At 69.5% G+C, this 2,981-nt stretch carries 4 protein-coding genes and 1 pseudogene; all 5 read right to left on the reverse strand.

Features of this window, described 5'->3' with window-relative positions:
* Nucleotides 1-397: hypothetical protein (locus ACXAHD_RS31750; RefSeq protein ID WP_475055103.1), on the reverse strand; the 397-nt coding region annotated here is incomplete at its 3' end.
* Complete coding sequence (locus ACXAHD_RS31755) at nucleotides 394-906, reverse strand: superoxide dismutase (RefSeq protein ID WP_281554982.1); 513 nt, start codon at nucleotides 904-906, stop codon at nucleotides 394-396. The genes ACXAHD_RS31755 and ACXAHD_RS31750, both read right to left, overlap by 4 nt.
* A gap of 92 nt (nucleotides 907-998) precedes the next feature.
* Nucleotides 999-2,159 (reverse strand): alanine racemase, encoded by a 1,161-nt coding sequence (locus ACXAHD_RS31760; protein WP_281554983.1) that lies wholly within the window; start codon nucleotides 2,157-2,159, stop codon nucleotides 999-1,001.
* Between the two features lie 203 nt (nucleotides 2,160-2,362).
* A complete protein-coding gene (locus ACXAHD_RS31765) occupies nucleotides 2,363-2,779 on the reverse strand; it encodes a RidA family protein (protein ID WP_281554984.1) in 417 nt (138 codons plus the stop codon).
* Nucleotides 2,776-2,981: pseudogene (locus ACXAHD_RS31770) on the reverse strand (hypothetical protein); the annotation flags it as partial. The gene ACXAHD_RS31765 and the pseudogene ACXAHD_RS31770, both read right to left, overlap by 4 nt.

Below are 2,981 nucleotides of genomic sequence, written 5' to 3' on the forward strand. Positions count from 1 at the left end.
TGGGGGGGGTGGTGGGGTCCTCCAGACAAAAAAAACAAAAAGAAAAAAAAAAACAAAAAAAAAAATTTTTCCCCCTGTCCCCCCCCCCCCACCCACCCCCCCCCCCCCCCGCTGCCGGCGGCTCGGACGGCGGGTCGGCCAGCATGGCAGCCTTCTGCAGGGACAGCTCCTGCACCAGGTCGTCCATGCTCTGCCCGGTCTGTGCCCGGACCAACGCGAGCGCCAACTCGGCGAGTACGCAGAAGCCGCCGGTCCGGGCCGCCTCGTCGGGGAACTCCGCCAGCAGCGCGGCCGCGCCGTCGTGGTCTCCGCGCTGGCGGGCGGCGATGAACCCGGCGGCGCGCTGCGCGGCGACGAACGCCGACTCGGTGAATACCCGGCTGTCGTCGCCGCTCATGGCACGACGATCGGGCTGCCTGCTGAGCTGGCGGCGGTGAAGCGGGCCGCGACGTCGCTCCAGTCGACCAATTCCCACAGACGGTCGACGTAGTCCGGACGAACATTGCGGTACTGCAGGTAGTAGGCGTGTTCCCAGGCGTCGAAGACCAGAATCGGAGTGGTGGCCTGACCTACGTTGCCGTGGTGGTCGTAGACCTGCTCGACGATCAGCCGACGGCTCATCGGCTCCCAGGCGAGCACTCCCCAGCCGGAGCCCTGCACCCCTTTGGTGGCGGTGGACAACTGCCCGGCGAACGCCTCGTACGAGCCGAAGTGCTCGTCGATCGCGGCAGACAGCTCGCCGTCCGGGGACAGGTTGTTCCAGAAGATCGAGTGCAGTACGTGGCCGGAAAGGTTGAACGCGAAGGTCTTCTCCAGGCCGACCAACGTCGAGAAGTCACCCTTGTCGCGCGCCTCGGCGAGGGCACCGTAGTCGTACGGCATGTCGGGCAAGGTGTAGACGGGCATCGCCCACCCTCCGGTCGCGGGCTCAGCGGTCCCGACCAGTATGCTCTATTGCAAGTAGTTCGCAACTACACATTGTGTGCATCTACCTCTGGTCACCTCGACGCGCCCGGCCCGATCGTCGACCAGACCGCCTCCACCTCGCCGCCGCGCACCGCTGTCACCTCGCCGAGACCGGCGAACACCATGCAGACATGATTCGGAACGACCTGCACCCGCTGCCCGATCGTGAGCGCACTCGGCTGACCCGGCCCGACCCACCGCAGCCAGCCGTGCTCCTCGGAAAGCCGGTCGATCCGCCATCCGGGCAACCCCACCAGCAGGCCGTGACCACCGTAGGCGTCGGCATGCGCCGACGCCGGCAGACCGTCCTGGCCGAACGTCTTCGACCCCGCGTCGATACAGGCACGGTGCGGCTCCGGATGACTGACCACGGTGGCGAGGACGCGGACCGCACAGGTCGCCACGGTGGCGTTGCCGAGCGCGATCTGCCCCAGGTCGTTGAAGGCGTAGATACCGGGCCGGATCTCGGTCACTCCGGGCTCGGCCACCACAATCCGCGCCGAAGCGGAAGCACCGAGCGACACCGTCGACAGGGTCAGCCCGGCCGACCGGATCGCCGCAGCGGTGTCCACCATGGCACCGGCCACCGCCCGCGAACGCCGGATCAGATCCGCCCGGTCGGTCGCCGCGTACACCGAGCCCTCGTACGTCATCACCCCGGTCAACCGGACGCCGGGCAGCTCGGCGATGTCCCAGGCGACCCGTACGGCTTCCGCCGGAGCCACCCCGCACCGGCCCAGGCCGCTGTCGACGATCAGTAGCACGTCCAACAGCCGCCCGGCCGCCGCGAACGCCTCCCCGAGCGTCCGGGCGCCGGTGACACTGTCCGCGCCGACGGTCAGTTCACAGCGCTGCGCCAACCGCACCGCGTGTTCGGCCTTGTCGCGGCCGACCAGCGGATATGCCACCGTCATACGGGCCACCCCGGCCGCCGCGAACGCTTCGGCCTCACCGAGCTTCGCCACACAGATCCCATCTGCCCCGTGATCCAGCTGCATCGATGCGATGCGGGGGATCCGGTGGGTCTTGGCGTGCGGCCGCAACCCCACCTGATGCAGCTGACACAGACCGGCCATCTCGTCGAGGTTGCGCTCCAGCACATCGAGGTCGAGCAGCAGGGTGGGAGTCTCCAGGCCGGCCGGTACGGCGAACCGGTCCGGCGTTGCGGTCTGCGGGTGGATGTCGGTGGTCACGGCGTCTCCGGCAGTCGTCGTCACGGGTACAGGCGTCTCCGTCGCCCATCCTGCCGTACCGCGATGGTCATGCGACGACCCCGCAACCTGGTGTCGCGCTCACCCACGTCGCAGCGCACCCGATCCACAGGTTGTCGCCGACTGCGCCACCGGCGAGCACGGTCGCGGTGTCGCCGAGCCACGGCACCGGCTACGCCGAAGCCTCACCGTCGTGCCGGTGCCACGGCGATGGCCTGGATCTCGATGAGCAGGTGCGGGTGGGGTAGTTGGTGGACGGCGACGGTGGTGCGGGTCGGTCCAGTGTGGTCGAAGTGCTCGGCCCAGACCTGGTTGTAGCCGCCGAAGTCGTTCATGTTGACCAGGTAGGTGGTGACCGAGACCAGATCGGTCAGGCCGGCACCGGCGGCGGTGAGCAGGTCGGCGATGTTGGCGATCACCGCGCGGGTCTGCTCGCGGATGTCGAGTTGGGTGGTGCCGTATTCGTCGACGCTGGCCCCGGCGATGGTGTTGTCGGGGCGGCGGCTGGAGGTGCCGGAGACGAAGATGAGGCCGGCGGCTGTTTTGACGTGCGGGAACTTGCCGCGTGGGGTGGCTTTGCCCGCGACCAGGTGCGCGGTCATCGCGTACCGCCGGTGGTGGTGAGGGGCGTACCGCCGGTGGTGGTGAAGGCGGCGGTGCCGAGCCCCTGGACGGTGGCCCGCACGTGGACGCCGGGGGCGAGCGGCACCGCGGCGGTGGCCGCGCCGGCCAGGAAGATCCACCCGGCCCGCAGGTCCGGGCCGTGCCGGTCGGCCAGGGCGACGCCGGCGGCGAGGGCCCGGC

It is taken from the genome of Micromonospora sp. ABR4_055 (assembly GCF_056160425.1).

What these genes read in the sequence shown, in the direction of transcription:
- ACXAHD_RS31755 (WP_281554982.1), bottom strand. Translation starts at nt 906, where the DNA reads ATGCCCGTCTACACCTTGCCCGACATGCCGTACGACTACGGTGCCCTC.
- ACXAHD_RS31765 (WP_281554984.1), bottom strand. Translation starts at nt 2,779, where the DNA reads ATGACCGCGCACCTGGTCGCGGGCAAAGCCACCCCACGCGGCAAGTTC.